We start from the raw sequence: 7,117 nt of genomic DNA, 5'->3' as shown, positions 1-7,117 counted from the left end.
GTTCGGAGCGCCTTTACAGCGGAGATAGTGCTTTTTGGAACTTATCAGCATGGTCCAAGGCACCTTGGGGGCGGAGATAGTGACTTATTGCACTTATCCGCCCGGTTCGGAGCGCCTCTGCAGCGGAGATAGTGCTTTTTGGCACTATCCGACCGGCCCGGAGCACCTCAGCATTGGCAATATTCCTGCATCCCCACAGCGCCAAGAAGCCGCCGGACCCCGGCGGCTCTTACTATTCTGATGATCGACTTTTATGCAAACGTGCACGATAGCCCGCCAGTCCCGGCCAATTCTAGCTCGCTTCGGATGTTTGCGCGATAGATTCGCATGCCATGAGTCATCGACTTACAAATTTCTCGCGCTGAACGTATCCCCGCCCTCGATCGTGCCGCTATCGAACCCTTTTTTAAACCATCTCATGCGCTGCTCGGACGTGCCGTGCGTGAAGCTTTCGGGCACGACGTGGCCTTGCGCCTTTTTCTGTAGCGTATCGTCGCCGACCGCGCTGGCCGCCGTGATTGCTTCTTCCAGGTCGCCCTGCTCGAGTACGTTCATGTCCTGCGCGTGATGCGCCCAGACGCCCGCGAAGTAGTCCGCCTGCAGCTCGGTGCGCACGGACTGGGCGTTCGACTGCTTCGCGCCCATGTTGGTCGTGCCGAGCAGCGTCTGCACGTGGTGCCCGACCTCGTGCGCGATCACGTACGCCATGGCGAAGTCGCCCGGCGCCTGGAACTTCGTCTTCAGCTCGTCATAGAAGCTGAGGTCGATGTACAGTTTGTGGTCGCCCGGACAATAGAACGGTCCGACGGACGAGCCCGCCGTCCCGCAGGCCGACTGAACGCTACCGCTGTACAGGACGAGCTTCGGATCCTCGTACGTCAATCCTTTTTCCGCAAATATCTGCGTCCATACGTCCTCGGTATCCGCGAGAACGACCGATACGAACTGGGCCAGCTCCTCTTCCTGCTGACTTCCCTGATAAGGCGTATCGCTCACGGAGCTCGTCGTCGTGCCCGTCATATTGTTCAAGATGCTGCCGATGTCGCCGCCGCCGAACAACAACGCGATCACCAGCACGATAATGCCGCCGATGCCGCCGCCGACGAGCTTGCCGCCGCCGCTCATGCCCCGCCGGTCCTCCACGTTCGCGCTGCCTCGTCTTCCCTGCCATTGCATATCGGTTTCCTCCTGCCGTCTTTTAACGTCGTTGCCTGCTATCGCGTTCTCGACGCGTTGCCAGCGAGTTGCTTACTAGCTCTTACCCGGCGGCCCCGCCTGCGCAACTGCACAATCGTACCATGTCCGAGGACCGACACCTCCGACTCTTTCTGTTTCATATTTCCTAATTCTGTATACATTCAGATAGGATTAAAGATTTATCATGATCGTTTCAAATCGACGGTCGCCAAATTCGACGGACAGGAGTGTTGTACAGTTGAAAAAGCTCGGTGCTCTTTTTCTCTCTCTCTTCCTGGCAGTAAGCGTCTTTTCCGGCGCGGCCTCAGCCGCCGCCAAGCCTGTCAGCGTCTGGATGGACGGCGCAGCCGTCTCGTTCAAGCAAGGCGCGCCGATGGTCGAAAACGGCACGACGCTCGTGCCGCTCCGGCCGCTGACCGATAAGCTCGGCGTCAATCTTTATTGGGACGGCAAAACCCAAACCGTAACGGGAACGAAAAGCGGATTGTCCTTCGCCCTGCAGGTCGGCAACGACACGGCCGTCGTCAACGGCGTCGTCGAGTCGCTCGATGCTGTCCCGCGCGTCATTCGCGGCACGACCTACGTCCCGCTGCGCTTCGTCGCCGAAGCGGTCGGCTACAAGGTAACCTGGGATGCGAAAAATAACGCTGTAGCTCTCGCGCCGGCCGGTCTACCGGGCGGGAGCAAGGGTTTCCTATGGAAGGCGGAGAAAAACGGCAACACCGTCTACCTGCTCGGCTCCATTCACGTCGCCCAAGCGAAAATGTACCCGCTTCGCGCGGAGATCGAGGCTGCCTACAAGGCTTCGAGCTATCTCGGCGTCGAAGTCGACATGACGAAGGTGGACGCGGATGCGATGGAGAAGCTGGTCGAGGAAAAAGGCACCTATAAAGACGGAACGACGCTGAAGGATCATATTTCCGCCGAAACGTACCAGTCGCTCGTCGACATCCTGATAGCGAACAAAATGCCCCTCACAGCTTTCGACCAATACGAGCCGTGGGTCGTCGCGCAATCGCTTCCGTCCCTGCAGAGCGAGAGCGACGGCTATCAGGCGAATCTCGGCATCGACGTGTATTTCATGGGAAAAGCCGCCCAGGACAACAAGCTGATCGTCCCGCTGGAGTCGGCGGAGAGTCAGCTGGACATGTTCGACCGCTTCTCTCCGGCCCTTCAGGAGGCGCAGCTCAAGGAAGCGATCGACGCTTACAATCTCCCAAGCGCCCAAGGCGGCGCGGGGATCGATGCGCTCACGCGCATGTGGGTCACGGGGGATGAGGACGCACTTGTCGAGATGACCAAGGCGTCCGCGGAAAATCAAGAGTACTACAAGGCCCTCATCATCGACCGCAACCTGACAATGACGAGCAAGATCGAGGGCTACCTAAACGACGACCAAAACGTCACCCGCATGATCGTCGTCGGCGCGGCGCACATGCTCGGCCACGACGGAATCGTTACGCATCTAAAAAATGACGGCTATTCGGTGACGAAGCTGTAAGCGGAAAGAACGCCGCCCAGGCGCAAAAAAGGATCGGGCCTCTAAGGTGCCCGATCCTTTCTTTTGCCTTGCGTTATGCTTGGCTCAAGCTGAGTTCGCCCGACTTAGCGTTCCAGACAACCGTTATCCCCAGTTGCTTGAACATGGAGGCCGGTACCATAACCGCACCAGCGGCTACATACGGCTTGCCGGCCAGTGTCGCCGGCGAGCCGTCGATCGTCACTTGTGCGTCGTTGAACCGGAAAACGGACGTGGATTTGCCGAGCGCAATCTCATAGGCGCCGTCCTGCGACGCCTTGAAGGTCCCGCCGAGCGAACGAACCGTATCTTTAAGCGGCACATACACGCGGTTATCCGCCATCGCCGCCGGATAGCCCGACGCGAGCGGCTTGCCGTCGACCTTGACGCCGATCGCGGGCAGCACGAGCGCAGGCTTGTAAAGCATCCGGGCATCATTCACGTTAGGAGAACCTGCCTCGAACCACTGATTTCCGCCAACGCCCCACAGCCTGCCCATAGAATCGATCGCCAAGCCGTGATGATAGCCCGCCGCGATCTCGCGAATGCCGGACCAGCCGCCGATCTTGCCTACCGCGCCGGTTAGCCACTTGCTCGTCGACCATACGTCGCCGCCGGCCGTTCGGATCAGCACGGCGTCGAAGCTCGCGATCTCCGCCTCCTCTGCCTTGAGCGAGGTCGCGATTCGAACCGGCTTGCCCTTTACTCTAACCGGCCCCGGTTTGGCCTGCTGGTACAGCGTATCGAAATCCAATTGCGCCTGCCATGCCCGGCCCGACGTATCGACGCCGACGAGACGATCCTGGTACGCGGACAGCTGCTTCATCGCAGGCAAGCCTGCAAGACGCGCGGGAGCCAAAAACGCGGGCCCGCTGCCGTCGAGCTTGCGGATCGACCCGAAACCCCAAACGGCGCCTGCGCCGTCGATCGCGTACACGAGGTCGCCTTTGGCGATCATGCTCGCGAAGCGATGGATTCCTGCAATCTGCGTAACGACGATCTTAGGCTTGTCCTCTGCCTGCGGTTCGTACGTCCATTTCCATAGCGTGCCGTCTTTCTTGAGGGCGAAGCCGGGCACGGCTGCCTTCACGTTCTGCAGGCCGGGGATTTGCATCGGCAGCGCCGTGCCGCCTTGCGCCTCGCTTCTTGAACCCCACTCCCAGACGGTTCCGTCCGTCGCGACGCCCGTCTGCTTGCCGACGCCGTTCGTCGAGATCGCGGCGATCGCCGGAAGCCCGAAGAGACGGACCGGCCTGTCGATGTTGCTCGTCAGGCGGGACTCCAGGACGCCGAGCTCGCCGAACAGCGTGCGGCCCCAAGCCCATACCGTCCCGTCTGCGCGCAGCGCGGTCGAGTAGTATTCTCCGGCGACGACCTGGACAAAGGCCGTCGAAGCGACGGCGCGGACCTCGGCTGCCGGGGAAACGGCGGCTGCGGATACGGTCCCGCCCGGCGCCGCGGCGGACACGCTGGTCGGCAGCAGCAGTGCGGCCGTCAGCAGGGCCGTAAGTCTTTTATTTAAAATCGGCAATTTGATTCATCCTTTCGTCGATGAGGATCACTCTTCATTAGACGCCAAGCATGGCTCAAAGGTTTCCTGGAATGTAAAAAACGCCCGTCGCGTTATGGCGGCGGGCGTTGGCGGGCGATAGCAGAAGGCGGCGGGCAATGAAAAACGAACAACAATCGGCCGCCGACTTCGCCCGCCGACTCGCTTTACAGCTCGGTTAACTGCCGCTCGATGTTTTGAAGCGCTTCGATCACGCCGCGGCAATTCAGCGTTTTTTCCCGTAAATCCTGAACGGTATAGTAGTAATGATTGCTGGCCTCGAATCCGATCCGGGAATCCCGGCAGACAAGGTCGTGCAGTTGCCCGGCGTTGCCGGCTTCCGCGCGCGCGATATCGATCAGCCTGCGGCAAGCCTTCAATCGGACGGACAGGCTTCTCGCGGTGGCATATTTTTCGCGCGTCCTTACGAAATCAATCTGCAGGAACGTGCTGTAAAAATGAAGATAAGCAGCCGTCGCAGCCGTCATTAATTCGTCATACGCACGCTCCGATCCGGGAGACAGCTTCTCCCCCGCCGCTTCCAGCAAGCGCAGCCCTTTTTTCCAGCCACCCGCCAATTTCTTGAATTGGCCGGCGAATTGCGCTGCCGAATAAATCCCCCGCCAACTCTTCAGATCGTCATAAGGATAGCCGATCATCGTCGCCTCGAAGCCGGTCGGGTTCAAGTGAAGCAGGTTGGCAGGTCCGAAGTTTTGCGGCGCGAAATACAGCACGGCCAGATCGAAGGGAAACTGCCGGAACGCGCCGGCGAAGGCGGCCGAGGCATCGGCGATCGCCCGCCCCGCCGCGCTGCCGAACTTGTCTTCCATCCGTTCGCGAATACTCGGCCTGGCATGCGAATCGGTTTCCCAGTAATAGTCGGCCGCCAGCGCGAGATTCAGGGAAGGATAACCGCCCAGCGTCCAGCTCAGCATCAAGCCCGTGACGCCGGATTCCTTCAAGCGGCCCAGATGCTCCTCGATCAGTTGAAATACGGGCAGGAAAGGCACGGCCGAGCATTCCCATGTATTATTGAATTGAACCTTCGCCGCCGTGCGCAGCCCCCGCGCCTGCGCCGCTTGCCAGCTTCGCAGCGACTTGTCGCCAGGCCCGACGACGGACATCGAATAGTCGGCGACCTGTCCCCGAACGCCGGCGACGCTCGTCGGAATCGCTTCTTCGCTCGTGGCCATCACGATAACGTTATCGGGCAGCTTTTCGATGGCGAATTCGATCTCTTTTTCCGTCCATCCCCAGCCGGAAGCCCATCCCCAAGTCCAGCATAGAATGCGCGCATCGGGCTTGACCCGGAATGCGCCTTCGGCAATGATGCCGTTCACTTCCGCCGCCACCTCGCCCGGCCTCCGCTGCGCGCAGCGAGGGCAATTGGTGATTCCGTTCACCGCGCGGGAATAGCAATGCGTCCAATTTTCCGACATCGTAATCGTAAACAAACCGGCCAGTTCGGGAACCTCGCCGAAGAGCCGGGATATCCCGTCGCGCAACATTGCCTGCACCTCGGGGTGGGACGTACACATCGTCGCGTAGCCGTCCTCCGCATGTCCCTGCCAATCGGGCTTGTCGGCAAAAAAAGATAAGGGCATCGAACGCGGTTCGTTGCAATACAAATAAACGCCGATGCCGTACTTCGCCGCGCGCGCCGCAAGCAGGCGCAAGCCGGCGATCCGTTTCTCCCAGTCCGCGGACATCTCCTTCGGCAGACCGTTCAAGGGAACGAGATTGTAGAGCACGCTCTGCAGCCAAATGCCGTTGACGCCCGCCTCGGACAGCCGTTCCAGCAGGTCTTCCGGGTAAGGATCCGATTCCGGCGTCAAAAGCGGGTCTCCATACACGGCGCTGTACGAATAGATGATACGCAAATCGAATTTGGTCGTCCGCGTGTACGTTCCCGCCATCAGATACGGAACCCGGCCTTGACCGGTCTGCCCGGCAATCCATTGCAGCCCCCGCATGATGCCGGTCTCCGCCGCCGCCCGGATCGTGATTCGGTCCTCCTCCACGATAACCGCATGATCCTCTGAGCCTGCGGACGCATCGGCCGCGATCTCGATTCGTACGACCGGATTCGCAGGCGCCCCTGGCGCTCGACCGAAACTTCGACGAACGATCCACTTCGTCCCCCAGACCTGCTCATGCCTCGTGGCGAAGCGCTCTAACGCCGATTCGAGAATGGGAGTGGCGTCCGGCGCCTCAATTGTCCAGGGGATGTCCATCCGAATCTCCCCCGGAGCGGGCTCTCTATACTGAACGGGATGCCGCATATCCGGTTTTCGACCGTAATCGAGAAAGGCGAACGGTTTTTCAAGCCTTGCTCCCGGCACCGTTCCTATTCCTGGCGCCGTTCCTGTTCCTGACGCCGTTCCGGCCCGCCGCAAATCCGGCAGACCGGCGACCGTTTCCCGGATTTGCCGCGTCAGCTCCTGTTCCTCCGCACTCAACGGCCGGTATCGGACCGGCTCCGTCCACGGCTTGAAGCTGCCCAGCTTGATCCAGAGGAAATCGTCCTCCTTCAGCGTAAAAGCCAGCTGCGCCTCCGTCCAGCCGAGCAGCTCGAGCAGCTGTCCGAACGGCAGCAGATGCCAATTGGCGCGAATGATCGTAATGTAGCCTCTCTTGAGCCATATCTCTTCGTTTCCCGTCGCCGACATTTCGAGTCCCAAGCCGGAAGCGACTTCCTTGATCTGCTTTGCGGAAGCGCCGAGCACCGAGGCCAGTCGCTTGATCGGAACCAAACCCCAGTTCCGCCAGACGACGGCCTGCATACGCGTAGGGAAATGAGGCGTCGGAAGCGCTATTCGATCCGGATCCGTCCGCAGCTCCAGCATCATGGC

4 protein-coding genes are annotated in these 7,117 nt (G+C 60.3%); 1 reads left to right on the top strand and 3 read right to left on the bottom strand.

Annotation, left to right across the window (positions count from 1 at the left end; all coding sequences use genetic code 11):
• Positions 1 to 345 precede the first annotated feature (345 nt).
• Complete coding sequence (gene ypfJ, locus KVT38_RS00435) at positions 346 to 1,176, bottom strand: KPN_02809 family neutral zinc metallopeptidase (protein ID WP_217591705.1); 831 nt, start codon at positions 1,174 to 1,176, stop codon at positions 346 to 348.
• Positions 1,177 to 1,435: 259 nt separating this feature from the next.
• On the opposite strand from ypfJ, the gene KVT38_RS00430 reads away from it, so the two are divergent.
• On the top strand, positions 1,436 to 2,698 hold the full coding sequence (locus KVT38_RS00430) for a TraB/GumN family protein (protein WP_217591704.1): 1,263 nt from the start codon (positions 1,436 to 1,438) through the stop codon (positions 2,696 to 2,698).
• A gap of 73 nt (positions 2,699 to 2,771) precedes the next feature.
• On the opposite strand, the gene KVT38_RS00425 is transcribed toward KVT38_RS00430, so the two are convergent.
• On the bottom strand, positions 2,772 to 4,247 hold the full coding sequence (locus KVT38_RS00425) for a stalk domain-containing protein (RefSeq protein ID WP_217591703.1): 1,476 nt from the start codon (positions 4,245 to 4,247) through the stop codon (positions 2,772 to 2,774).
• A 185-nt stretch (positions 4,248 to 4,432) separates the two neighbouring features.
• Positions 4,433 to 7,114, bottom strand: coding sequence for a glycoside hydrolase family 20 zincin-like fold domain-containing protein (locus KVT38_RS00420; RefSeq protein WP_217591702.1), 2,682 nt, complete (start codon positions 7,112 to 7,114; stop codon positions 4,433 to 4,435).
• Positions 7,115 to 7,117: the final 3 nt, after the last annotated feature.

Origin of the sequence: Cohnella sp. GbtcB17, assembly GCF_019091135.1 — a bacterium.
In the GTDB taxonomy this organism is placed as follows: Bacteria; Bacillota; Bacilli; order Paenibacillales; family Paenibacillaceae; genus Cohnella.
The sequence above is the reverse complement of the archived record's forward strand: the minus strand, read 5'-3'. Positions and strand labels throughout refer to the sequence as shown.